This is a genomic window from Pseudomonadota bacterium, assembly GCA_037200975.1.
Taxonomy (GTDB): Bacteria; Pseudomonadota; Gammaproteobacteria; order Steroidobacterales; family Steroidobacteraceae; genus CADEED01.
In genome coordinates this window covers 2,453,080-2,476,548 of the sequence record JBBCGI010000001.1, presented here as the reverse complement: position 1 = coordinate 2,476,548, position 23,469 = coordinate 2,453,080, and the positions used below count along the sequence as shown (strand labels likewise).

Genomic DNA, 23,469 nt, shown 5'->3' with positions numbered 1-23,469 from the left:
TTGAGCGACTCATCCCTGCCCGCGCTGATCTTCGACTGCGACGGTGTATTGATAGACAGCGAGTACCTCGCGAGCCGGGTGGAGAGCGAGCAATTACACGCGCTCGGCGTGGAGCTCGGGGTCGAGGAGGCGCATGCGTTGTTCCTCGGCAAGACGGTCGACGGCGTTCTCGATGCGATCGCGGCGCGCACCGGCACGCGGCCCGGCTCATCCTGGATCTACAACTGGGCGTTCGCGACCGCGCACGCATTCATGCGCGAGCTCAAGGCGGTCGACGGCGTCGGCGTCGCCATCGAGACGCTGCGGCGCCGCGGGCATCGCATGGCGGTCGCGTCGCAGTCGCCGCTGGCACGCGTGCAGCTGTCGCTGCAGGTCGCGGGACTCGCGGGCCAGTTCGGCGAACACATCTACGTGAGCTCGATGGTCGCGCGGCCCAAACCCGCGCCCGATGTCTATCTACTGGCGGCGGAGCGGCTCGGCGCGGCGCCCGTGGATTGCGTCGTCATAGAGGATTCACCCGCGGGCGCGGCCGCTGCCCGCGCCGCCGGAATGCGTGCCATCGGCTACGCGCCCGGGACGGCATTCGAGGCAATGCGTGCGAGCGGCGCTTCGGTGATCCGCTCGATGGATGAGCTGATCGCGCGAATCGACGCGAAATAGCGCCGGATCGGCGCCTTCCTACGCCCGTTTTCTCGGCCGGGCGCCTGCGACGCGATCCCGTCCGACGGCGCGGAGTACCCATGCGCCCCATATTGTCGACCACACGACTCCAATAAAAAGTGGGACTTCGGCATGACTCGGAAGATGGCATTCGCGGCGGCGCTGTCGCTGGGACTTTTGCTGTCCGCCTGTGGCGGCGGCGGCGAAGGCTCCTCTCCCCCACCGTCGCAGCCCGTGCAGCCGCCCGCGGCCGATACGACTCCGCCGTCGGTGCCCGTGGGCGTGACCGCCGTGGCTCAATCGCCCACTTCGGTGCTCGTGAGCTGGACCGCGTCCACCGACGCCAGCGGCATTGCCGAATATCGCGTGTTCCGCGATGCGGGCGCGACGCCGGTCGCGACTCTCACGGCGACTTCGTACACCGACACTGCGCTCGTTGCCGCCACCGCTTATAGCTATACGGTTGTCGCGGTCGATGCCGCCGCTGCGCCCAATGTGTCGGCGGCTTCGAGCGCTGCGAGTGCGACCACGCTGGCGCTCCCGCCGTCACCACCACCGGGTCCACTGCGTCTCGCAGTGCAGAGGGTATATGCGGGACTCGAGGGGCCCACGGGACCCGTCGCCGCCCATTCGCTGCTGCGCGCCCCGCATGACACGAGCCGCTGGATCATCGTGCAGCAGGATGGCCACGTCGTCAGTTTCGCGGATGCCGCCAACGTCACCGCGACCAGCAACGTCCTCGACATCAGCGACCGCGTGGTCTTCCGCAACGTGCACGGGTTGTTAGGCCTGGCCTTTCATCCCGACTTCCCGGCCGACCACCGCGCCTGGGTGGCCTACACGCATGAGACCACCCCGGGAGTGATCGTGTTGCGCGTGTCGGTGTTCACCACCGCGGACAATGGCGCGACCCTCAACCCCGGCTCCGAACAGATCGTGTTCGAGATGGCGCAACCGGGTGGCCACAACAACGGCGGACATCTGCTGTTCGGACCGGATGGATATCTCTACATCGGCATGGGCGACGGCGGCAACGACGACAGCGACTCCGCCCAGGCCGGCAATGGCCAGCTCACCAACAACCTGCTCGGCAAGATCCTGCGCATCGATGTGAGCGGCACGACGGCCGGGCGTCTGTATCGCATTCCCGCGGACAACCCATTCGCCGCCAATGCGCTGTGCAATCTCGACGGCAGCGGCAGCGCCGATTGCCCGGAAATCTTCGCCTGGGGATTCCGCAATCCGTGGCGCTGGACCTTCGACAGCGCGACCGGCGCGTTGTGGCTCGGCGACGTGGGGTCGCATACGCGCGAGGAAATCGATCTCGTCACCAAGGGTGGCAACTACGGCTGGCGCTGCAAGGAAGGCACGCTCGACACGGCGCTCACCTGCGGCAGCCCTGCGACGCCGCTCATTCTGCCCGTGGCCGAGTACGAGCATCCGGTGGGCCAGGCGGTGACCGGCGGCTTCGTCTACCACGGCACGGCGATCCCGGCGCTCACCGGACGCTATGTGTTCGGCGACTACAGCTCGCAGTTGATCTGGACGATTCCGACGAATACCGCGCCGACGCTACCCCTCTCCTACGCCGACGGCTGGGATTCGGACGTACACGTCACCTCGTTCGCGCAGGATTTCGATGGGGAGCTGTATCTCGTGGACGTGCGCGACAGCCGGTTCTACAAACTCATCGAGGCGCCGTAGGAGGGTGGTGCCGGGAAGGGGGTTCCGGGGGTTTCGAAAAATGGGGAATGTCCCATTTTTCGAAACCCCCGGAACCCCCTTCCCGGCACCACTCAACCCACCGCGGCGATGATCTGCGCGCGCTGCTTGCCGTCGGGTAGTTTGCCGATCGCGGCGCCGAGATTGTCGACCAGATTGCGCGCCTTGCCGGTGGCCGGGATCACGCAGGTCACGGCCGGGTGCGACAACACGAATTTGAGGAACACCTGCGCCCAGCTCTTCGCGCCGAAGTCCGCGGCCCACGGCGGCAGCGGCTTGCCCTGCACCTTGCTGAACAGGTTGCCGTCTTCGAAGGCGCGATTGACGATCACCGCGACGCCCTTGTCGGCGCACAACGGCAGCAGCCGCTGCTCCGCTTCGCGCGTCACCACCGAATAGTTGAACTGCACGAAGTCGGGTTTTTCGCGCTCGATGATGGCGATCAGGTCGGGGTAAGAACTGGTGGTGTAGTGCGTCACGCCGAGGTACTTGATCTTGCCTTCCGCCTTCCAGCGCCGCAGCGTCTTCAGGTGCGGCTCCAGGTCGACCAGGTTGTGAACCTGCATGAGCTCAATGCGCGGATGTTTGAGCAGCGCCATCGAACGCTGCATCTGCTCGATGCCTTTCTGTTCGGCCGCATTGCCGGAGCCCGGCGTCCACACCTTGGTGGCGACAAACGCCTTCGCCTGCTGCTCCGGCGTGAGCAGGTCGCCGAGCACCGCCTCCGCCGTGGAATACATTGGCGAGGTGTCGATGAGCCGGGCGCCCGCGAGGAAGAACGCCTTCAGCACTTCGCGCAGTGGTGCGCGCGCGGCTTCGTCCGCGCCGACTTCGAACGGACCCGAGGTGCCGAGGCCGATGGCTGGAATTGCTTCCCCGGTCGACGGGATGCGCCGCGTCAGCAGCGAGCCCGTGGGAATGATCGTGCCGTCCGGCAGGTGTTCGTGCGGAAACCCGATGTCATGGCCGCCAGCGGTGGTTGCCCCGGCGACCGCCGCAACACCGCCCATCGCAAGAAAACTTCTTCGGTCCATCGCCATTCCTCCGATCTGGGTCAAATCAGCGCGGCATCGGTGCCCACCACCGCATCGCTGCCGTGGCTGACAATCTGTTCCAGCGCCAGCACTTCTGGCAACACTTGCGATCCGTAGAAATGCGCGGTCGCGAGCTTCGCTTCGAAGAACGGCCGGTCGGCCGTGCCCGCGGCGAGTTTTTGCGCCGCGACATCGGCCGCGCGTGCCATCAGCCAGCCACCGATGGCCAGACCGCACAACTTGAGAAACGGTACCGATACGGCCATGGCGCGATCCGGCGCCGTGGACAAAGACCCTAGCAAGCTGTCCGAAGACTTGCGCAACCGCACCAGCGCGTCGAGCGCCGCCGCGCGCGACTGGACCGCCTCGACGCGGCCGGCGGCGAGCGCCTCGAGCGACGTCTGCATTTCGCCGATGAAGGCAAACAGCGTGGCGCCGCGGTCGCGGCCGAATTTGCGGCCGATCAGGTCGTTCGACTGGATGCCCGTGGTGCCTTCATAGATGGACGTGATGCGCGCATCCCTGAAGATCTGCGCGGCGCCGGTTTCTTCGATGTAGCCCATGCCGCCGTGCACCTGGATGCCGGTCGAGGCGATGTCGATGCCGGCCTCGGTGCAGAAGCCTTTCACGATGGGGATCAGCAGGTCGCCGCGCGCTTGCGCCGCCGCGCGCACGGCGTCATCCGCATGCGCGGCGCCGAGATCGAGCTGGTGAGCGGCGTACAGCGCCAGCGCCCGGCAGGCTTCGACCGTGGATTTCATTTCCAGCAACATGCGCTTGACGTCGGGGTGCCCGATGATCGGCGCCGGAGAGGAGCCCGTGCCCATCGAAGCCGATCCCGAGATCCTGGCGAGCGGCACCGGGGGTTTGCCCTGCACGCGGGTACGCGCCCATTCCGCCGCGCGTTGAAAGGCACGTTCGCCCTGCGCATAACCTTCGAGCCCGACGGACAGGCGTGCAGCGTTCATCATCACGAACATGTATTCGAGGCCGCGATTGGCTTCGCCCACCAGCAGACCGAGCGCGCCTTCGTTTTCGCCGTACATCATCACGCAGGTGGGGCTCGCGTGGATGCCGAGCTTGTGTTCGATCGACGCGCAGTTCACGTCGTTGCGGGGTCCGAGTGTGCCGTCGGCGTTGACCCGGAACTTCGGCACGATGAACAGCGAGATGCCGCGCACCCCGGGCGGCGCGCCCTCGATGCGCGCCAGCACCATGTGCACGATGTTGGCCGCCATGTCGTGCTCGCCGTAGGTGATGAAGATCTTCTGCCCGTTGATGCGGTAGTTAGATCCGGTGGGCACCGCGCGGGTGCGCACCTGCGCCAGGTCCGAGCCGGCCTGCGGCTCGGTGAGGTTCATGGTGCCGGTCCATTCACCGCTCACCATCTTCGGCAGGTACAGCTGCTGTTGCTGTGGCGAGCCGAAGTGCTGCAGCGCCTCGATGGCACCCTGGGTGAGCATCGGGCAGAGCTTGAATGCGAGATTGGATGCCGCCCAGAGCTCTTCCACCGCGGTGCCGAGCACGGTGGGCGCGTTCTGCCCGCCGTATTCGGACTTCGAGCGCAGGGCCGGCCAGCCGCTCTCGCAGAACTGCTGATAGGCGTCGCGGAAACCCGCCGGCATGGTCACGCCATTAGGCGACCATGACGCGCCTTCGCGATCGCCGCTCTGGCACAGCGGTTCGAGCACGACTTCCGCGAAGCGCGCGGCCTCGCCGAGCACGGCGTCGGCCGTTTCGCTGGAGTATTCGGCAAATTCGGGGCAGCCCCGCAAGCCTTCGGTGCCGATCAGTTCATCGAGAACAAACCGGAGATCCTTGACCGGTGCGCGATACATCGAGAGCGCCTCCTTCGAATCAGCTGGCCAGCGCCGGCACGATGTTCGCGGCGGCGAATTCCACGAAGCTGCGCACGCGATGGTCGTCCTCGAGGCCGGCGGGAAATACCGCATACAGTGGCGCAGCGGAGGGAGCCTGCCAATCGGCGAGCACCTTGCGCAGTTTCGCCGTGGCCACGCCTTGGCGGCACAGGAACTCGGGCAGCAGGCCGATGCCGAGTCCGGCAACCGTCGCACTGTGCAGCACCGCTGGATCGTCCACGGCGAGTTTGGGGCGAACGCGCACTTCGGCGCGCGCCGACGCCTTTGTCATCTGGAAGTGATACTCGGCTCCGACGCCGGCGGGTGTCAGCAGCGCGTGATCGCGCAGACCTTCGGGCCGCTCCGGCGCCGGATGCTTTTGCAGATAGGCTGGCGTAGCGCACAACACCGCGGGCGGCGCGCCGAGCAGCCGCGCACCGAGTTTCGGGTCGTCGGACTTGCCGGCGCGGATGGCGACGTCCCACTCCGTGCTGTCATCCGCATCCAGCACCACGTCGAGCGCGATGTCGGGAAAGCTGTCGAGGAATCGCGGCACGAGCGGCGCCAGCAACACGCGGCCGTAGGTCGGATCGGCGATGACGCGCAGCGGGCCGGTGCTCTTTGTCGCGAAGCCTTCCGCGAGCTGGCGTACCTTCTCGACCTCGATGCCGATGGCGCGCGCGTGCGGCAGGACGGCCTCGCCCGCGGCGGTGAGAAAAATACGCCGGGTGGTACGCTTCATGAGCTGCACGCCGATGGATTTTTCCAGATCCGCGATGGCGCGACTGATGGCGACTTTCGGCACCTGGTAGGCACGCGCGGCGGCGGAGAAGCCGTTGAGCTCGACGACCCGGGCGAATACGGCGAGCTGAGCTGCTGACCACAATTCACTCATAATGCGCACCAAAGCCACCGTTGGTGCGCCCATTGTTCCACTAAAGAATCTAAAAAGGAAAGACCTCATGAAGATTTCGATGCACGCGATGAGTCACGACGTGTTCCAGCGCGCGCTCACGCAGCTGCTGTTCGTCATGGAGAAGGGCGTGGCGAATGCCAAGGCACGCGGCTTCGATGTGAGCGTGCTGGTCAACGCGCGACTGGCGCCCGACATGCTGTCTTTCGCGAAGCAGATACAGCTCACCAGCGATTTCGCCAAGAGCACCGTGGCGCGGCTCGCGGCGCTCGATCCGCCGAAGTTCGAAGACAACGAAGTCACCATGGACGACCTGGTCGCACGCGTGAAGAAGACGCTCGACTACATCGCCACGGTGCCGGCCGCCGCGCTCGAGGGCAGCGAAAGCCGCGACATCAAGATTCCGCTGCGCGACCGCACGGTCGAGTTCAAGGGCCTCGCCTATCTGCAGAACTGGGCGATCCCGAATTTCTTCTTCCACCACGTGACCGCGTACAACCTGCTGCGGCACAACGGCGTGGACATCGGCAAGCGCGACTTCCTCGGCGGCTGACGCAAAAAAGGCCGGCGAGGAAAATTGCTGGTGGTTAGATCGACGCCGGGCATGCGGCAGGTGTACCTGCGCAGCGCCGATTCGCGGGCCTTTTCCCGCGTAAAACAGCCAATGTGACCTGCTGCGCGAAACCGGACCGCATTCGACATAACGGCGTCAAAAGCCCGCGACGCCTTGTCGGGGAACGCGAGCTATGTCACGGCGGGACATTCGCTGATTTGCGACTCTGCATCTTCAATCCGGGGAAATTTCGCAAATGCAGGCGAGCGCGAGTGTCACAGCTACGGGCGATTCGAAAGCCGCGATCGGCGAAGCGCTGAAGCAGGCGCTTTCCGGCAACCGACTGCAATCCATTTCCCTGCACGACGAACGCGGCGACGTCCTGTGGTTAGACGAAGGCGCGCTCGGTCCCGACGAACACAATCTCGTGGTCGAAGCCGCCGCGGCCCTCGCCGCCGGCCCGGACAAGACCTACGTTTTCCAGGGCATCGGTGACGGCCGCGCGGCGGCTTTCCTGCCGGCGCGTTCGCCGCTCAACGACCTGGTCGGTCTCGCGATGATCATCGCGGACGCGAAATTTCTCGACAGCAAGGGCGCGGCAAAATTCGTCACGCCGACCAACACGAATCTCATGCGCCGCCTGGCATTCCTGCGCAAGCCGCCTGCGCCGGCCGCGCCGCCGGCTCCCGCCGTCGGCGCCAAGGTAGTTAGCCAGCCGGCTCCGCCGGCGAGGCCGGGAACTCCGGCCGCCGGCTCCCGACCGGGTGTGCCCGCGGCTCCCGCTCGGCCGCAGGCTTCGGGCACTCCTGCCGCGCAGCGTGCGGCCGTTCCGCCCGCCAGACCCGCAACGCCGCCGCCGGCTGCAACGCGTCCGGCCGCGCCGGCCCGACCCGCCGCGCCGCCGCCGAAAGCTGCCCAGCCCATGCCCGTTCGCCCGCCGGCTCCGCCAGCGCGTCCGGCGGCACCGGCCGCGAAACCCGCCGCCTCACAACATCCGCAGCGCCCGTCGACCGGCGTGGAAGCCGATTCGATCGCGTTCGAGATTTCGGATATCGATCCCAAGTCGCTGCTCAAAGGCACGCAGAAATCCGCCGCGCAGGAACCCAAGCGGCCCGACCTGCGCGTGGTGCAGACCGATCGCCTGCCGACGCTCGAGCTGTCGCTCGCGTCGGATCCCATCCCCGAGCTCATCGCCGACGACACGCCGGTGGAAATACCGGAAGAGATGTCGATCGACGGGCCGGTCGAGCAATACGAAGAAATTACCGCCGAAGAACCGACCACCGAGGTCGAAGCGCTGGCGGATTCCGAATCCAACATGGACGTCGAACCGCAGTTCGTCGAAGAAACGCCGCAGATGTCGGCCGGCGCCGGCCAGTTCGAGTTCTACGGCCAGATCTTCGAACTCCACGTGCAGCAGCTGGTGAAGCTGCGCGCCGGCGGCGGCACGCGTCGTTTCGAGGTGCTGGTGCGCGACGCACACGCCGACAATGAATTCGGGGTCGCGCCGGAACGGGTCATGCAGGACGTGCACGACCCGAGCGCCAATTCCGATCTCGATCGCATCGTGGTCGAGCAGCTCGTGACCTGGCTCGGCGAGAATCACGAGGCCTGGGATTCCGATCCGGCCAGCTTCTCCGTGAACGTCGGCATGGGCACCATCGCGGATCCGAAATTCGCCAGCTTCGTCGCCACCGTGCTCAAGAATCACAAGGTGCCGGCCAAGGCGCTCGGCTTCGAGATCACCGAGAAGTCGTGCGTCGAGCAGGTACGCGACGTCGACATGTTCGTGCAGGCTTGCGAAAAGATAGGCTGCCACATCGTGCTCGACGACTTCACCTTCCACCACAATTCGGTGCGCTGGTTAGGCTCGAGCGCGGTCAAGTTCCTCAAGCTCGAGCCGAAGATCACCGCCATCGCGATGAAAGAACGCGTGCCGCAGGCGCTGGTGGTGGCGATCTGCCAGGCGTCCAAGGTGCTCGGGCTGTCGTGTGTCGCCAAACGCGTCGACACGCCGGCGGTACGCGAGTGGCTGGCCGCGGTGGGTATCGACTACGCGCAGGGCTTCCTGCTCGACCAGCCGAAGGCGCTGGTCACTCTCGCCGCCGCTTCCGGCAAGTAATTACGCCGAGTCGAGTGGTTTGATCGCCAGGACGTTTGTCCGGCGCGCCCAGCTCCCGTACCTTTGCGCGATGGCCGGCTTCGACCCGCTGCGACACAACCGCAATTCGCTCTTCTGGACGTTACACGTCGGCGGCTGGCTGGGTTACGCGCTGACCCAATACCTGGGCGCATTCATCTACGAAAAGATGACGGGTTATCTGCTGATCGTCACGTTGGCGGCGGTCAGCGGATTCCTGTTCACGCTCGAGCTGCGCTACATCTATCGGCGGCTGTGGACGCGAAGCCCGCGCGTGATCGTCATCGGTGCGCTCGTCTGTTGTTACGTGTTCGCGCTGCTGCAGCGCATCGTCATCAACGGCACCTGGATGCTGGTCGAGCCCGAAATGGAGATGCGCAGCATCCTCGAGATCTTCGGCGCGACCATGTCGTCGATGTACCTGCTGCTGTGCTGGTCGGCTATCTACTTCGGCGTCAAGTATTACGAATCGCTGCAGGAGCAGCGCGAGGCGACGCTGCGCGCCGGCACGCTGGCGCAGGAAGCGCAGCTCAAGATGCTGCGTTACCAGCTCAATCCGCATTTCCTGTTCAACACGTTGAACGCGATCTCGACGCTGATCCTCGACAACGAGAACCGCACCGCCAACCAGACGGTGATGCGGCTGTCCGAGTTCCTGCGCTACACACTCGACCAGGACCCGATGAAGAAGGTGACGCTGCGGCAGGAGATCGAGGCGATGAACCTCTACCTGACCACGGAGAAGCTGCGTTTCGGCGATCGCCTCAAGCTCGAGTACGCGGTGGAAGACGCGGCGCTCGATGCGCTGGTGCCGAGCCTGCTGCTGCAACCGCTGATCGAAAACGCGGTGAAGTACGCGGTTTCGCCTTCCGAGAAAGGCGGTGCGATCCGCATCGAAGCCCGCACGCGCGGTTCGATGCTCGAGCTCGCGGTCGCGGATGACGGCCCGGGCATGAGCGCCGGCGCGGTTCCGGGCACGGGTCGCGGCGTCGGATTGCGCAACACGTGCGAGCGGCTGGCCGTGCTGTATGAGGACCGCCATCGCTTCGTGACGCTCGACAACAAGCCCGGGCTTCGCATCGAGCTGGGATTGCCGACGGAGGTTGCTCCGCAATGACGCCCAATGCCGCGCGCAAGCTGCGAACCCTGCTGGTCGACGACGAGGCGCTGTCGCGGCGTGGCCTCGAGCTGCGGCTGCGCATGGCGAACGACATCGAGATCGTCGGCCAGTGCACCAATGGCCGCGAAGCGCTCGCAGCCATCCGTGCGCATCAGCCGGATCTGGTATTCCTCGACATCCAGATGCCGGGGCTGTCCGGCTTCGACGTGCTGGCCGAGTTGCAGCCGCACGAACTGCCGATGATCGTGTTCGTTACGGCGTACGACCGCTTCGCCGTGCAGGCCTTCGAAGCACGCGCCATCGACTACGTGCTGAAACCCGTGGACGACGTGCGCCTGGCCGCGACGCTCACCCACGTGCGCGAGCTCAACGATCAGCGCACCGCGGTGGCGGAGCGCGATCAGCTGGTGAACCTGCTGGCCGAGCTGCGCGGCAGCGGCGAGATCGAGCCGGGCGAGGCAACCAACGGGGCGCAGACGCCGAACTGGCTGCCGATCCGCAACGGGCGCGAGACCGTGCGAGTGCCGGTCGAGGCCATCGAGTGGGTGGACGCCGCCGGCGACTATCTATGCATTCACGCCAGCGGGCATACACACATCCTGCGCGCCACCATGCGCGAGATGGAAAATCTGCTCGATCCACGCCTGTTCCAGCGCGTGCATCGTTCCACCATCGTCAACCTCACGCGCGTCAAGAGCCTGCGCGCGCACATGAACGGCGAATACTTCCTGCGGCTGGAAGGTGGGCAGGAACTCAAGTTGTCGCGTACCTACCGGGACAAGGTCGAATACTTCCTGAAGCGGCCGCGCCCGCATTGACCGGGCGGGCGGGCCGGCGGCGAGCGCATCACCACGTGTAGCGCACGCGATAACGGACCACCGTCTCGCCATCTTTCGCGACCTTCACCGGGAAATTGATGGTGCGCGCATCTTCCTTCTGGAACTCGTGCGTCTTCGTGAGGATTTTCCAGTTGCTCCAGCGGTAGAGGTTTTCCTTCACCACCACGTCGACCGGCTGCGATTTGTGATTGCGCAGCTTCACCTCGATCTCCTCTTCCATCACTTTCGCGTTCGTGTCGATCGAGAAGTTGACCTGGCGGCGTTCACCCACGACATCGAAGGCGGAGCCGAGCTTGATGTGCACCTGCTCGTCCTTGGGTGTGTGGTCGATCTTGTCTTCGCCGATGAATTCCAGGCTGCCGTCGGCCTTGTCGAGTTGCGAGACGCGCAGGCGGCCCGCGGGCAGCGGCACGCCGAGCCCGTACTGCTTGTCGTTCTTGAATTCGAGATACACGTCGACCTTCGTGTTCATGGCGATTCCCATGTTCCGGTCCGTGTATGGCGTCGGGTAAAAATACGGCTGCGGGGCGCCGTAGTACGTCAGCACCTTCTTTGCCGGGATCTGCTTCGCCTGGTCGAAAAGCTCGATCTGCTTGGTGGAATTGTTGGGCAGCGTGGTCGGGCGGCCGAGCGTGTACAGGTGGAATTCGAAGAAATCCTTTTGCGCGAAACCCTCGTCCGCGCGGTCCGCCACCGAGGCGGCCATCATCAATTCGCGTTTGACGCGCATGTCGGTCTGCGGCTGCACGCGGTTCACATCGCCCGCGATGAGCTTGAGCTTCGCCTCTTCGAACGTGGCGCCCGACTGATTGATGATGCTCACCCAGGCCGACAGGTCGAGCAGACCGCTGTTCGCATCGGCGCCTTCGTTGAACGTGAGATTGTAGTCCGCCCACCAGGTGATGCCGCCGGTCTGGTAGGTGACGCGCGTTTTCTGCGTACCGCCCGATGGCGAGGACACATCCCACACCAGCGTCGGGCGCGTGTTGAGGCCGCCTGGCAGGTCGGGAAACCTGACCGAGGTATACGCGGGCAGCGAGTAGATGGAGCCATCGGTGCCGCGCAGAACGATCCCGTCGACGGCCGAGAGCAGCGTGCCGGTGATCGGTGTCACCGTGTTGCCCACGTTCTTGTCGACCGTGATCTGCTTGTCGATGAACTTGAGCAACAGCTTCTGCGTGCTCACGAGGTCGAACTGGAAATTCTGCTCCAGCACGCGCGTCGCCGGATCCGACAACGACGTGAACGTGACGGTGGTCGGATCGATCAACGCCGCGACATCGGTGAACGACAGCTGCGAGCGGCCCTTGGTGACTTTGATTTCGCGATCGTCGCGCACCAGCGCGTAACCCGGCACCGACATCGCGTTGGGCACACCCTGCCCGGGCAGCGGGCGATAGAACTCGGGAGAAATCGCGCCCGGCTGGGCGGAGCTGTAGATGGTGATCGCGGTCGACGAAGATCCGGCGGCCGCTGCAATGTGGGCCATTCCCAGGCTGGCGGCGACGGCAAGGGCGAGCGGTTTGCGATTCGACTTCATGGACACATAGACCTCGTTAGATAGGGACAAACTGCGAACTGCGTCGCAGGTTTGCGGGGAGCCCGTGCGCGGAATGTGAAGCGCCGCAGCGGCTTCCGGACATAAGAATCGCAGCATAAGCGGGTGCGATCCTGTAGGACCAATGGCCGTTACCAGCCCGAATGGCGTCTGGCATTTTTGCGGCGCATTAAACCGGCCAAGACTCTGCGGAACTTCGAACCACGATGGAAGCTGCGACTCGTATCGATACCTCTGGTGTAAACAAGCTGCCAGGTGCAACCACGCCGGGCATGCAGGCGCCCGCCATGGATCGTGAATTCATCATCAAGAACCAGATCGTCGAGCGATATCTCGCCGGCCGTCTGCCGCCCAAAGGCGTCACCGATTTCGAAAGACTGATCCGTCAGCGCCCGGAGCTCATCGAAGAGCTGGGGCTGCCCGAAAAGGTCAATGCGGGTCTGCGTCTGTTAGACGCGGCCGGCGTGGCCGAACCTTGGGCGGAGAAGGAAAAAAAGGCCTGGGAGAAGCCGGCCTTTGCCCTCGGCGCCGCCGCACTGGCCGCAGTTGCGGTGATCGGATGCGCGGTGCTTGCCATGCAGGTGTCCTCGCGAGACTCGGCAATCACCAAGCTCAAGGCCGAAAATCACGATCGTCCGATCGCCCCTTCCACGCACAAACGCACGATTCTCGTCGGTACCGCGCGCAACGGTCCGCCGTCCCAGTCTACGTTCACCATCGCCTCCGGCGATTTCGCCGAGTTCAAGGCAGATCTTTCCTGGACCCGTTACGGCACGTTCAAAGTGGCGATCGATCGCGTGAACCAGGGGCGTGTTGCCGTCATCGATGGCATTGCCAAGGATTCCAACGGCCATGTGCGCCTCTCGCTCAACGCGGGTGCGTTCGGTCCCGGCGACTACATGGTCCAGCTCGACGGGCTGAACATGCGCCGCGAAGGGCTGCCGGTCGCCTGGTTCCGCTTTACCGTCGCGCGCTAGTCAGCCGCGCACGGAAATCTTGTCGATGAGCCGCGGCGCACTCGCGCGCGGGTCGTCGGCTACGGCGGTCTCCTCTCCTCCACGTATCGTCGTTCGCCAACGGCGCGGCACCCGGTCGATGGCGATCGAGTAGATGGTGAGCGTCCCCGATGCATCGATGCGCAGTCGCAGCCATTGCTTGAAATCCTGGATGCGCAGCGACGAGAAGGCCTCGGTCGAATGCCGGCCGAAGATGCGGATGGAGGCGAATAGATAGAGCCCGAGGATGAACGGGCCGACGATCGCGCCCAGGATGACGGCAACCAGCCCCGACAACAGCAGCTGCAGCAGGCTGCCGTAGTGGAGATCGAATCCGCGTACCGTGATCAACAAGGCGCACCAGCCGACCAGAAACGCCGCGGCCAGGTGCAGCAGCGCGTGACTGGCGCCGCCCACCACCCGCCAGGAACGGACGTGTGTGTCGGTGAAGAAGATGAACCCCGCGACGATCGTGATCAGCCACATCCCGTTGAGCGGGTCGCGGATCGCGGCATTGATCGCCGCGCTCAACGCACTCGGCAGGTCGATGACATCGGACGCCTCGAGACTGGCCGAGGCCAGCCACGCCGACATGGCGTACAGAAAGGCGTACAACCATCCGGCTTTCGGATTCAGGAAGGGAAACAGGAAATTGCGCCACGTCAGCCGGCGGGAGGTCTGTTCGTCGGGATAGACGGCCCGCTGCTCGAAGCCGTTGCGCAGTAGTTTGGTGGCGGGCGCGTGTGTCGGGTGCAGGAAGGCGCCACCGCCGCCGGCGGTGATCTTCTGCACGCCAGCCGCGTTTTCATGGCGCTTGTAGAAGTGCAGGTCGCCGGTGAGGAACACGCGCGCCTTGCGCTTGAATACTTCCTCTTCGAGGAAACGCGTGCTGGTTTGCTCCTCGTAACTCACGTGGCGCGGATACGCGTCCTCGAAGATCCAGCGCGGCTCGGGCACGCAGAAGATGAGTCGTGCCGCATCGTCCATACGCGCCGCGACTTTCTGGAAGTACTGCACCTGCGGCTCGTCGAGGTCGGCGCCGAGCTGCAGATCGATCGCCAGCAACCACCAGTTGGCGGGTAGTTTGAGCGCAAAATAGCTGCGCGTCTGGCGCGTGGCGCAGCCCGCGAAGCCGCGCTCCGGCCGGCAGAAGGTGCGCGAGAACGCGACCAGGCTGTCGTACCAGTCGTGGTTGCCGGGTATCGCGAAGACGTCCGGATGCGCGCGGCCGGCAAAGGCCATCTTGTAGGGCGTCTCCGTGCGCACGTCGTATTCCGAGCGCGACGGGTATGGATAGACCTCGTCGCCACCGAAGACGAGCAGGCTGCCCGCCTTTGTTGGTTCGACCGTGTCGCCGGATTGCAGGTCGAGTGTTGGCTGCGCGATCGCGTCCGCGATGGCGTAAGTCGGATTCCAGCCATCGCCGATGTCTGCGGCGTAGTCGAACCAGAAATCGCCGGACGGCGGTGTCGCGGAGTAGTCGAACTCGTTCTGCGGCTGGCTGGCGAGCGCTTCGATGAGGCGCGTGTCGGAGTGACGCCCGAAGACGTTGGCGATCGCCACGAGGTAGGCCGAGTGCGCCAGCACGCGCGGGTCGTACCAGCCGACCATCGAACGCCGCCGCGGCTTCTGCCCGGGCATCAGGAGCTCCGCAGTGTGAGCACCGGAGGTTGATTGACCACCGATCGGGTGACCAGCCAGCCGGCGAAACAAACTAACAACCCGCCGCCGACGAGCCCGTAGAACCAGACCCATGGATCCGGCGAATACGGAATCTGCAGCACCCGTTTGGCGATGTAGGCGCCCGCGATGGATGCACCCGCCGCCGCGAGTGCTCCCGACAAGATGCCGAGGGCGGCGAACTCCGCCAGCAGGCCCTTGAGCACGGTGGAACGATTGGCGCCGAGCGTTCGCAGGATCGCGCTTTCGAAGCGGCGTTCTTCGCGGCTCGCCTGCACCGCCGCCACCAGCACGACGAGCCCGGCCATCAGCGTGAACAGGAAGACGCTCTGCACCGCCGCCAGCGCCTTGTCGATCACCGAACGGACTTGCCCGAGCAGATCGTCGACGTTGAAGACCGACACGCTCGGGAAACGACGCACCAGGTCCGCCACGGTCTTTGGGTTGGTCCCATCGAGATGCGCCGCGGTCATCCACGTGCCTTGCGCGCCCTCGAGCAATCCGGGCGCGAACATGAGGAAGAAGTTGGGCTGGAAACTGTCCCACTTCACGCGGCGGACGCTGCTCACGCTCGCGGTCTGGGTTTCACCGGCCACGTCGAACTGCAGTGTGTCGCCGAGTTTGAGGTTGAGCTCCTGGGCGTACTCGGTCGAGACTGAAACGAGCGGCTTGCCTTTGTCTTCCGGCGTGAACCAGCGGCCCGCCGTGATTTCGTTGTCGCGCCCGAGTTGTTCGGCCCAGGTGATGTTCTGGTCGCGCGTGGCGAATTCCCGGGCGCGCGGCGTCGCGAACTTCATGTCGTCGATCGGCTTGCCGTTGATGTGCGTCATGCGGGCGCGAACCATCGGCAATGCGCGCGTACGTTCCGCACCGCGGTCGCTCAGGAACTTGGCGAAGGCCTGGTGTTCATCGGGCGGGATATTGATGAAGAAGAAGTTGGGCGTATCGGCCGGCAGGCTGCGGCGCCAGTCATTGAGCAGGTCGTTGCGCACGACCACGAGCAACAGCAGCATCATGATGCCGTGCGCGAACGCGGTGAGCTGCACCACGCTCTCGGTGCGGCGGCGGCCGAGATTGGCGACCCCGTAGCGCCAGGAAACTCCGACGCCACCGCGGAAGCGGGTCGTCAGCTTGACCAGCAGCCAGCCGGCCGTGGCGACGACGATGACGAACGCCGCAAGGCCACCAATGAAGCTTCCAAAGATGACCGGATCGCGGAGCACCCAGTAGACCAGGAATACGATCGCCAGCATCGCCGGGCCGAACGCCAGGATAACCAGCGGCGGCGGCGGCCCGATGTCGCGGCGCAGGACCCGCAGGGCTGGCGTGCGCGACAGCTGCAACAAGGGCGGCAGCGCGAAGCCGCCCAGTACGGCCACCGCGGTCAGGAAGCCAATGCCGAGCGGTGCGAGGCTCGGCGCCGGCAGTTCCCCCTTGAGCAGATCCGCGAGCGCGACGACCAGCCAGGCCTGCGCACCGAAGCCCAGGATCGATCCGAAGACCGCGGCCAGCAATCCGACTAGGATGAGCTGCGTAAGGCTGACGGTGAGCGTGAAGGCACGCGTGGCGCCCAGCGTCTTCATCAGCGCCACCGAGTCGAGATGACGCTGCACGTAACGCCGTGCAGCCATCGCGACTGCGATTGAACAGAGCAGCACGGCGACCAGGCTGGCAAGGCTCAGGAACCGGCCGGCGCGATCGATGGCGGTCTTGATCTGCGGCGCCGTCTCGTCGACGTCGAGCAGGCGTTCGGAATCCTGTTTGTTGGCTTTGAGCCATGCTTCGAAGGAATCGATGTCGGAACGGCCGCCCGCGAACAGCAGCGCGCGCGTGAGCCGGCTGCCGGGCTGGATGAGCTGCGTCGCCTCGATGTCCTGTTCGTTCATGAGCAGGCTGGGCGCGAGATCGACGAACGTCGCGCCCTGGTCCGGCCGGCTGATCATGATGCGTGCGACGCGGAACTTGCTCGCGCCGATCGAAAGCTCGGTACCGATGCTGGCGCCCAGTGCCGCCGCGAGCCGCGAATCCGGCCAGACCTCCCCGCGGCCCGGATTGCCGACCACCGCCGTCGGCGCGCCGAAGGGCTGGTCCGACAACATGACTTTTCCGCGCAGCGGATATTCCGGCGACACCGCGCGCACGGCCGTCAGCTGGCTCACATCGCCGTTGAACACCACGCTGAACATGCCGGTGCTGCGCGCGACCTCGATGCCACGCTTCGTGGCTTCGTCAGAAGCTTTGGAGTCGAATGGCTGCGACGATTCCAGCCGCAAATCCGCGGCGAGCACTTCGCCCGCCTGGTTGTCCACCGCGGCGCTGATGCGATCGACGAGAAAGCCGACTCCGGTGAGCGCTGCCACGGCCACCGTAATCGCGAGCACCAGCACGCCGAGTTCACCCGACTTCCACTCGCGGAACAGAGTCCGCAGTGCGATGGTGAGTGCCCTCATGACCCGGCGATCATTTGAGCTGGCCCGCATCCATCTGCAGGAGACGGCCGCAGCGCGCCGCCACCGTGCGGTCGTGGGTCACCAGCACCAGCGTGGTGTGCGACTGGGCATTGAGGTCGAACAACAGTGAGACGATTTTCTCGCCGGTGTGCTGATCGAGATTTCCCGTCGGCTCATCGGCAAACAAGACGGCCGGCCGCGTCACGAACGCACGCGCGATGGCGACGCGTTGTTGTTCACCGCCGGAAAGCTGGCGCGGGTAGTGCCCCGTGCGCTGTCCAAGGCCGACGCGGCCGAGCGTTTCGCTGGCCGCTTCCCGCGCGTCGCGGCGGCCGGCCAGTTCGAGCGGCAACATCACGTTTTCGAGCGCCGTCAGCGACGGCACCAGATGGAACGACTGGAAGACAAAACCCACGCGTTCCGCGCGCAGGCGCGCGCGCCCGTCTTCGTCGAGCGCCGTCAAGTCGGCGCCGGCGAGCGTGATGCGCCCGGAAGTCGGAGAATCGAGGCCAGCCAGCAGTGCCAGCAGCGTAGATTTACCTGCGCCCGAGGCGCCGACGATGGCAACTGATTCCGCCGCCGCGATGTCCAATGACACGTCGTCTACGATGGTCAGCATCCCTTCGGGACTGGTCACCTTTTTTGTGAGGTTTTCGGCTTTGAGTACGCTCATCAGATCCATTCAGTTGGTATTGCTGTTCGCGCTGGCGATGCCTGCGATTGCCGCGACCCCAGCGCCGCGCACCATCGTCGTGCTGGGCGACAGTCTCAGCGCCGGCTATGGCATCAAGGTTCAGGAAGGCTGGGTAAACCTGCTGTCGAAGCGGCTCGCTTCCGAAGGGTACGGATACAGCGTGATCAATGCCAGCGTGAGCGGCGAAACCACCCAGGGAGGACTCGCGCGGCTGCCGCGGGTGCTCGAATCGCACAAGCCGGCCATCGTGATCGTGGAACTTGGTGGCAATGATGGGTTGCGCGGCCTGCCGCTCGCCACCAGCCGCGAGAATCTGCGGCAAATCGTCGAGCGTGCGAGCGCGGCGAAAGCGCGCGTCGTGCTCGTCGGCATGGTGATACCGCCTAACTACGGTGCGCGTTACGGCCAGGAATTCCGCGACATGTTTGCCGCGCTGGCGGCCAAGTACCCCGTGGCGTTCGTGCCGTTTTTTCTCGACCAGGTGGCGCTCAAGCCCGATCTCATGCAGGCCGATGGGCTGCATCCCAATGCGCTCGGGCAGCCGCAGCTGCTCGAAAACCTCTGGCCGAAGCTCAAGCCGCTGCTAGTTGCTCCGGGGAAACCCGCAAGCTAGCCTGCGACACCATATTCGAGGGGTCGCCGTGGAAAAGCATTGGCTCAAGTCTTATCCGCCGGGTGTCCGCGCTGAAATCAATGTCAACGAATACCCCTCGCTCAAGGAGATGATCGAGCGCGGGCTCGCCATCCACTCCGTGCGCGATGCCTATGTCCAGATGGGCAAGGCCATGACGTACGGCGAGCTCGATGTGCTGTCGGCGCAGTTCGGCGCGTTCCTGCAGACGAGCTGCGGGCTCAAGAAGGGCGACCGCGTCGCCGTGATGATGCCCAACACTCTGCAGTACCCCATCGTCGTGCTTGGCGCGCTGCGCGCCGGCTTTACCATCGTCAATACCAATCCCCTGTATACCGCGCCCGAGCTCGAGCATCAGCTCAGCGATTCCGGCGCCACTGTGATCGTGATCGTCGAGAACTTCGCGCACGTGCTGCAGGAAGTGATCGCGCACACGCCTATCAAACATGTCGTGCTGACCAGTGTCGGCGAGATGCTGGGGTTCCCGAAGGGCAACATCGTCGACTTCGTCGTGCGGCACAAACGCAAACAGGTGAAACCGTTCAGTTTGCCCGGCGCATGGAAGTTCAAGCAGGCGCTCAAGGCCGGCTCCAAGGTCCGGATGCAGCCCGTGTCGTTGAACCACAGCGACATCGCGTTTCTGCAGTACACCGGCGGCACCACCGGTATCGCCAAGGGCGCGATGCTCACGCACGGCAACATGGTGGCGAACGTTTTGCAGGCGCTCGAGTGGATAGGCCCGGCGTTTCCGCGCGATCCGGCTACGTTGATAACCGCGCTGCCGCTGTATCACATCTTCGCACTGACGGCGAACTGCCTGCTGTTCGTGGTGCTCGGCTGGCGCAACGTGCTCATCACGAACCCGCGCGATTTCCCGGCGTTTGTGGCGGAGCTCAAGAAGTACAAGTTTACGTACATCAGCGGCGTGAACACCCTGTTCAACGCGTTGCTACATACGCCCGGTTTTGACACCGTCGATTTCAGCAGCTTGCGCATCACGCTTGGAGGAGGCATGGCCGTGCAGGAGGCTGTCGCGAAGCGCTGGAAGGAAGTGACCGGGAAGATTCTCACGCAGGCGTGGGGGCTCACCGAGACATCGCCGGCAGCGTGTATCAACAAGCCGGGCGACGACTTCAACGGGTCTATCGGTTATCCGATTCCGTCGACCGAGATCAGCATCCGCGACGATGCGGGTAATGAGCTAGGGATCAATGAAGTGGGGGAGATTTGTGTGCGCGGCCCGCAGGTGATGGCTGGTTACTGGAATCGGCCAGATGAAACCGCGAACGTGATGATCGGCGCCGATCTGCTGCGCACCGGAGATATCGGGCGGATCGATGAGCGCGGACTCGTGTTCATCGAGGACCGGAAGAAGGACATGATCCTCGTATCGGGATTCAATGTTTATCCGAATGAAGTCGAGAGCGTCGCCGTGACGCATCCTGGCGTGCTCGAGGCCGCCGCGATTGCGCAGCCGGATGAGAAGTCGGGAGAGGTTGTCGCGCTGTTTGTCGTGAAGAAGGATCCGAGCCTTACTGAACAGCAGGTGATCGAGCACTGCAGGAAAGCGTTGACGGGGTACAAGGTGCCGAAGCACGTGTATTTCAGGGCTGAACTGCCGAAGACGAATGTGGGGAAGATTTTGAGGAGGGCGCTGAGGGAGGAGTTGCCGAAGGCCTGATCGAGCGTGCGCATCGACAACTGCTAGTCCATCGCACTTTCATCGAGGAATGCAAATGCAAACACGCCCGCGGTGCATTTCTTTGAACGGGACTTGCTCGACTCCTCGACACGCGCTTCGAGCCAGTCATCCACGACAGCCAAGAATGCAATAGCTTGTTGATTCACAAGCGTTCGAAAATCTGGGGCAGCGGAGACAGGGAATTCGCGGACTTTACTTGACCGTTCGAACAAGGTGTTTTCCTTCCGGCGCGTTGTGACGTTTCTAGTAACGGTCTCCACGTACCGGGAAACGCCTTCGGCCAAGTGTGCTAACAACTCCTGGGAAATCATTGGCACCACACCATACTTCCCCGTAGGAATCCACTTCTTTTGCCTCGTCTCTTTGATTAATCCAGATTTTCGTAGCCCGTCAACTACAGTTTCAAATTTCTCAGGATCAAAGTACGAACCGACGAGCTTTCGAAGGCCATTTTTTCCGGTGAGCCCGAGCGGGCGCGGTAAACCATCCTTCGAAAGGTATTTCGTTTCCCGATGCCACGTCCTAAGTAGACTGCCAATAGTTTGAACATCGGACCCGATTGTTTCTTGTGGGTCAATATTGGCTTTCTTTGATGCCGAGTCCACGCACTCCAGTGCGAAAAGCCTAAGGGCGTCGAGACTGGTCCCAGAACCAAGCTGAAGCGCGAATAGTTGGACTACGGCTTCGCGAATCACAAGTTTTCGATCGCTTGTCAGTTGCGCTCGGTTCATGTTCAGCTCCGTGAGGCAATAACTATCGACTAGCTTTCTTTGCGCGCAGAGGCTTTGCGGCTGCAACTGCAACCGAGATGGTGAGCTCATATTCCGCATTTTTACTTGATCGAGTACCGAGAAGTTCCAGGCCTGTAATAAACGATGCTCGCCGATTCTCGATCTCTCGTACGGCCGCATAAACCTGAGGCAGCGACTCGAAATGAATTTTTAGCTGTCGTGCTGTGGAAGTCAGGTCTTCATTGCCTCCCTCATCGCCCGACTTGCTGAAGAAGTTCACCCATGGGGAGATCGCTCGAATAGCCGCAAGCGCTGGCTTTACTGCCCGTGAATTTCCTCTGACTAGTTCGACGAATCCAATCTCGCTTTCTCTCACCATTCCTAGTCGTTCCATCTCAAGAAGCATTGCTCGAGCAGGAATATCACCGCTATATTTTTTGACGAGCCTAGTAAAGCTTGCGTCAGAGGCGGCAAACGGCAAGCGCCGTGGTCGGTTTCTTTCGCCAAGGAAGGCCGCATCAGAACTCCAGCCTAATGCGACGCTTAGTGCTCGATTCAATGGGGTGGTTTCAGTTAGTTGCGATGCCGATCTGGCCCGTCGAAGCTGCGACACCTCAATGCGTGTTAGCCCAGTGGCGGCCGCGATTCTCGCGATGCTTGGTCGCAAATCCGAACCTGCATCGAGAGCTACAGCAGCTTCAACAAACGCCAATCTCGCGAGTTTATTGAAGCGACGGAACCCGTAGCCGTTCCGCAAGAGCAGTTGCGCAACGTTTACTAGTATCTGCATCAAGTGTCGATCGATCTGATTCGACGCCGAAAGCGCGGGTGCTCGGGCGTTCCTTTTTTGGCGCCCTACTATGCGTGCTCGACGTTTCATGTTCGACGGAAGGATAGAGGATCGCGCAGTGCGGCCGGGCCTTCTGTTCGGAAGCTGTTGTGCTGGGAACTTTGTACGCGGCGACGCGGAGACTGCTAACCGAATTTCACGTCATTCGCAGCGAAAAGCACTATTGAGTTCCGCGAAACTCGCGTGGCGGCATGGCACACGAAGCGATTGCGGATTCGCGTGAACCCTCCAGAAGCTATTTACCGCTTCGGGAGATATGAACAATTTTTGTGCTTATTGATCGCCGGGAACTTTGCTCGTATCCCAAAAAAGTAGCTAACCGGTACCTTGGATACTCTGCCTGCCGGTGCCCTGGATGCTGAGGCTTTTGACGCCGGTACCTTGAATGCTCTGCTTGCCAGTGCCCTGGATGCTGAGGCTGTTAGCGCCGGTACCTTGAATGCTCTGCTTGCCGGTGCCCTGGATGCTGAGGCTGTTAGCGCCGGTACCTTGAATGCTCTGCTTGCCGGTGCCCTGGATGCTGAGGCTTTTGACGCCCGTACCTTGAATGCTCTGCTTGCCGGTGCCCTGGATGCTGAGGCTGTTAGCGCCGGTACCTTGAATGCTCTGCTTGCCGGTGCCCTGGATGCTGAGGCTTTTGACGCCCGTACCTTGAATGCTCTGCTTGCCGGTGCCCTGGATGCTGAGGCTTTTGACGCCCGTACCTTGAATGCTCTGCTTGCCGGTGCCCTGGATGCTGAGGCTGTCAATCCCCGTCTCCAGAATGCTGATCGGCTCATTACTGTCGATTTGGGTTGCCCAAATCTGCTGGCGCGGGTTCGCCTGGTAGCCCACAACCGTGATCGTAGCGCCGACCGAAATCGGTGTTGCTACCTCAACAGATGCGTCAGACACATAGATCTGCGCGCTCCCGATCGTTGCCAAGCCTGTTAGTTGATCAAACTTCGAAACTATACCTGCCAGCAGGACTTCGCTCGCGCCAGCGACGTAAGGCGATTCGTCAACAAGGAATGAAGATGCGACCAACGAGCCGTCGGCGGAACGTTCCCCCTCGATATACAGGTAGGCTCCCAAGCGCAGATTCAATGATGTGTCCGAATACTCCGCCCTACCCTCAATGGAATGAGAGCTGCGAATCTTGAACACTTGGCCGAGGACTTGAACAACCGATCCGTCGACCGAAACTCTTTCCACTGGGCCCACGGCGATGACGTTGTCAGCGCTTGCGTTTGCACAAAGACTTGCAGCAAGCACGGCTGCTCCAAAGCGGAATCTTCCAGTGATGCCCATATGTGATTCCCGCGCCCAATCCATGAGGTGGACGACATTTTACAAAAC

General features: G+C 63.4%; 19 protein-coding genes. 9 read left to right on the top strand and 10 right to left on the bottom strand.

Annotated features, from left to right (window positions below):
- Together WDO72_11160 and WDO72_11155 are read left to right on the top strand one after the other, a co-directional pair.
- Positions 1–660, top strand: coding sequence for an HAD-IA family hydrolase (locus WDO72_11160; protein MEJ0086235.1), 660 nt, complete (start codon positions 1–3; stop codon positions 658–660).
- Between the two features lie 132 nt (positions 661–792).
- Positions 793–2,364 carry a PQQ-dependent sugar dehydrogenase gene (locus tag WDO72_11155; protein MEJ0086234.1) on the top strand — a complete coding sequence of 524 codons (1,572 nt, stop codon included), beginning with the start codon at positions 793–795 and terminating at the stop codon, positions 2,362–2,364.
- A gap of 92 nt (positions 2,365–2,456) precedes the next feature.
- Here WDO72_11155 and WDO72_11150 read toward each other — a convergent pair whose 3' ends face one another.
- The 3 genes from WDO72_11150 to WDO72_11140 are packed head-to-tail and all read right to left on the bottom strand — an operon-like array spanning position 2,457 to position 6,161.
- Positions 2,457–3,416, bottom strand: coding sequence for an aldo/keto reductase (locus tag WDO72_11150; GenBank protein ID MEJ0086233.1), 960 nt, complete (start codon positions 3,414–3,416; stop codon positions 2,457–2,459).
- A gap of 20 nt (positions 3,417–3,436) precedes the next feature.
- Entirely contained in the window at positions 3,437–5,254 is a 1,818-nt protein-coding gene (locus WDO72_11145; GenBank protein MEJ0086232.1) for an acyl-CoA dehydrogenase, read from the bottom strand.
- A gap of 19 nt (positions 5,255–5,273) precedes the next feature.
- A complete protein-coding gene (locus WDO72_11140) occupies positions 5,274–6,161 on the bottom strand; it encodes a LysR family transcriptional regulator (protein ID MEJ0086231.1) in 888 nt (295 codons plus the stop codon).
- 76 nt (positions 6,162–6,237) lie between these two features.
- On the opposite strand from WDO72_11140, the gene WDO72_11135 reads away from it, so the two are divergent.
- The 4 genes from WDO72_11135 to WDO72_11120 all read left to right on the top strand — a co-directional run bounded on the left by WDO72_11135 (position 6,238) and on the right by WDO72_11120 (position 10,819).
- Positions 6,238–6,741, top strand: coding sequence for a DUF1993 domain-containing protein (locus tag WDO72_11135; protein ID MEJ0086230.1), 504 nt, complete (start codon positions 6,238–6,240; stop codon positions 6,739–6,741).
- Positions 6,742–6,997: 256 nt separating this feature from the next.
- The gene (locus WDO72_11130; protein MEJ0086229.1) at positions 6,998–8,863 is read left to right on the top strand and encodes an EAL domain-containing protein; all 1,866 of its coding nucleotides are present in this window, start codon (positions 6,998–7,000) and stop codon (positions 8,861–8,863) included.
- A gap of 70 nt (positions 8,864–8,933) precedes the next feature.
- Complete coding sequence (locus WDO72_11125) at positions 8,934–9,998, top strand: histidine kinase (GenBank protein MEJ0086228.1); 1,065 nt, start codon at positions 8,934–8,936, stop codon at positions 9,996–9,998.
- The gene (locus WDO72_11120; protein MEJ0086227.1) at positions 9,995–10,819 is read left to right on the top strand and encodes a LytTR family DNA-binding domain-containing protein; all 825 of its coding nucleotides are present in this window, start codon (positions 9,995–9,997) and stop codon (positions 10,817–10,819) included. The genes WDO72_11125 and WDO72_11120 overlap by 4 nt, the downstream gene beginning before the upstream one ends.
- A 28-nt stretch (positions 10,820–10,847) precedes the next feature.
- Here WDO72_11120 and WDO72_11115 read toward each other — a convergent pair whose 3' ends face one another.
- Positions 10,848–12,380 (bottom strand): DUF4139 domain-containing protein, encoded by a 1,533-nt coding sequence (locus WDO72_11115; GenBank protein MEJ0086226.1) that lies wholly within the window; start codon positions 12,378–12,380, stop codon positions 10,848–10,850.
- Positions 12,381–12,604: 224 nt separating this feature from the next.
- Between WDO72_11115 and WDO72_11110 the strand changes: the two genes are divergently transcribed.
- Complete coding sequence (locus WDO72_11110; GenBank protein ID MEJ0086225.1) at positions 12,605–13,375, top strand: hypothetical protein; 771 nt, start codon at positions 12,605–12,607, stop codon at positions 13,373–13,375.
- Here the strand turns inward: WDO72_11110 and WDO72_11105 are convergent, their stop codons facing one another.
- From WDO72_11105 to WDO72_11095, 3 genes are read right to left on the bottom strand one after another with little or no spacing between them, the layout of a single operon-like run.
- The gene (locus WDO72_11105) at positions 13,376–15,034 is read right to left on the bottom strand and encodes a hypothetical protein (protein ID MEJ0086224.1); all 1,659 of its coding nucleotides are present in this window, start codon (positions 15,032–15,034) and stop codon (positions 13,376–13,378) included. It lies immediately after the preceding gene.
- Positions 15,034–17,523, bottom strand: coding sequence for an FtsX-like permease family protein (locus tag WDO72_11100; protein ID MEJ0086223.1), 2,490 nt, complete (start codon positions 17,521–17,523; stop codon positions 15,034–15,036). Before WDO72_11100 ends, WDO72_11105 begins: the two co-directional genes overlap by 1 nt.
- A gap of 10 nt (positions 17,524–17,533) precedes the next feature.
- Complete coding sequence (locus WDO72_11095) at positions 17,534–18,196, bottom strand: ABC transporter ATP-binding protein (GenBank protein ID MEJ0086222.1); 663 nt, start codon at positions 18,194–18,196, stop codon at positions 17,534–17,536.
- Here WDO72_11095 and WDO72_11090 point away from each other — a divergent pair.
- Positions 18,183–18,830, top strand: coding sequence for an arylesterase (locus tag WDO72_11090; GenBank protein MEJ0086221.1), 648 nt, complete (start codon positions 18,183–18,185; stop codon positions 18,828–18,830). The two genes, WDO72_11095 and WDO72_11090, sit on opposite strands and share 14 nt — an antisense overlap.
- Before the next feature lie 28 nt (positions 18,831–18,858).
- Complete coding sequence (locus WDO72_11085; GenBank protein MEJ0086220.1) at positions 18,859–20,529, top strand: AMP-binding protein; 1,671 nt, start codon at positions 18,859–18,861, stop codon at positions 20,527–20,529.
- A 23-nt stretch (positions 20,530–20,552) separates the two neighbouring features.
- Here the strand turns inward: WDO72_11085 and WDO72_11080 are convergent, their stop codons facing one another.
- The 3 genes from WDO72_11080 to WDO72_11070 form a co-directional block, all read right to left on the bottom strand.
- Complete coding sequence (locus WDO72_11080; GenBank protein ID MEJ0086219.1) at positions 20,553–21,281, bottom strand: DUF6502 family protein; 729 nt, start codon at positions 21,279–21,281, stop codon at positions 20,553–20,555.
- Positions 21,282–21,303: 22 nt separating this feature from the next.
- Positions 21,304–22,071, bottom strand: coding sequence for a DUF6502 family protein (locus WDO72_11075; GenBank protein ID MEJ0086218.1), 768 nt, complete (start codon positions 22,069–22,071; stop codon positions 21,304–21,306).
- A gap of 375 nt (positions 22,072–22,446) precedes the next feature.
- Entirely contained in the window at positions 22,447–23,421 is a 975-nt protein-coding gene (locus WDO72_11070; GenBank protein ID MEJ0086217.1) for a DUF5666 domain-containing protein, read from the bottom strand.
- Positions 23,422–23,469 lie beyond the last annotated feature (48 nt).

Bases quoted from the DNA above. Each gene is read 5' to 3' on its own strand.
- WDO72_11155 (MEJ0086234.1), top strand. From the start codon at position 793: ATGACTCGGAAGATGGCATTCGCGGCGGCGCTGTCGCTGGGACTTTTG.
- WDO72_11150 (MEJ0086233.1), bottom strand. From the start codon at position 3,416: ATGGACCGAAGAAGTTTTCTTGCGATGGGCGGTGTTGCGGCGGTCGCC.
- WDO72_11145 (MEJ0086232.1), bottom strand. From the start codon at position 5,254: ATGTATCGCGCACCGGTCAAGGATCTCCGGTTTGTTCTCGATGAACTG.
- WDO72_11135 (MEJ0086230.1), top strand. From the start codon at position 6,238: ATGAAGATTTCGATGCACGCGATGAGTCACGACGTGTTCCAGCGCGCG.
- WDO72_11130 (MEJ0086229.1), top strand. From the start codon at position 6,998: ATGCAGGCGAGCGCGAGTGTCACAGCTACGGGCGATTCGAAAGCCGCG.
- WDO72_11125 (MEJ0086228.1), top strand. From the start codon at position 8,934: ATGGCCGGCTTCGACCCGCTGCGACACAACCGCAATTCGCTCTTCTGG.
- WDO72_11120 (MEJ0086227.1), top strand. From the start codon at position 9,995: ATGACGCCCAATGCCGCGCGCAAGCTGCGAACCCTGCTGGTCGACGAC.
- WDO72_11115 (MEJ0086226.1), bottom strand. From the start codon at position 12,380: ATGAAGTCGAATCGCAAACCGCTCGCCCTTGCCGTCGCCGCCAGCCTG.
- WDO72_11110 (MEJ0086225.1), top strand. From the start codon at position 12,605: ATGGAAGCTGCGACTCGTATCGATACCTCTGGTGTAAACAAGCTGCCA.
- WDO72_11105 (MEJ0086224.1), bottom strand. From the start codon at position 15,034: ATGCCCGGGCAGAAGCCGCGGCGGCGTTCGATGGTCGGCTGGTACGAC.
- WDO72_11100 (MEJ0086223.1), bottom strand. From the start codon at position 17,523: ATGAGGGCACTCACCATCGCACTGCGGACTCTGTTCCGCGAGTGGAAG.
- WDO72_11095 (MEJ0086222.1), bottom strand. From the start codon at position 18,196: ATGAGCGTACTCAAAGCCGAAAACCTCACAAAAAAGGTGACCAGTCCC.
- WDO72_11080 (MEJ0086219.1), bottom strand. From the start codon at position 21,281: ATGAACCGAGCGCAACTGACAAGCGATCGAAAACTTGTGATTCGCGAA.
- WDO72_11075 (MEJ0086218.1), bottom strand. From the start codon at position 22,071: ATGCAGATACTAGTAAACGTTGCGCAACTGCTCTTGCGGAACGGCTAC.
- WDO72_11070 (MEJ0086217.1), bottom strand. From the start codon at position 23,421: ATGGGCATCACTGGAAGATTCCGCTTTGGAGCAGCCGTGCTTGCTGCA.